The following is a 379-nucleotide window of genomic DNA, read 5'->3' as shown; positions in this document are numbered from 1 at the left end:
TCGCCCCGCAATTGTCACAATGATATAACATGGCTCCTGCTTGTGGTGTATGGCAGGAAATTATTTGCCTGAGCGCACGATGATGCACTGCTTGCATTGTGTGACCATACTGAGACACCAATTGGTCTTGATAGCCTTTGGCAATAGTGGCAAGTTCAATCATGAGTGTGCTCCTGCCAGTGAATATCAAGCGAGTCGACAATATCATTCAGCAGCAATTGACTATTGTGAGCGACCTCCTCAGTCATACGGGTATAAAGTGCGGTTGTTTTGGGACAAGCATGACCTAAGAATACTTGAATTGAGCGCAAACTCGCGCCACGCTCAAGCATGTGAGTAGCAATCGAATGTCGCAGGGTATGAACGTGAACATTTTTAG

Annotated in this window: 2 protein-coding genes; both read right to left on the bottom strand. The window is 46.2% G+C overall.

Annotated elements, in window-relative coordinates; all coding sequences use genetic code 11:
* A partial coding sequence (locus MTCD1_RS22740) for a transposase zinc-binding domain-containing protein (RefSeq protein ID WP_200818638.1) occupies nucleotides 1-163 on the bottom strand: 163 nt, incomplete at its 3' end.
* Nucleotides 156-379 (bottom strand): tyrosine-type recombinase/integrase (locus MTCD1_RS18630; RefSeq protein WP_159459922.1); only part of this gene is annotated, 224 nt, incomplete at its 5' end. The genes MTCD1_RS18630 and MTCD1_RS22740, both read right to left, overlap by 8 nt.

Origin of the sequence: Colwellia marinimaniae (assembly GCF_002207865.1) — a bacterium.
Classification (GTDB): domain Bacteria; phylum Pseudomonadota; class Gammaproteobacteria; order Enterobacterales; family Alteromonadaceae; genus Colwellia; species Colwellia marinimaniae.
Note: the sequence above shows the minus strand (reverse complement) of the source record. Positions and strands in the feature narration are given on the sequence as shown.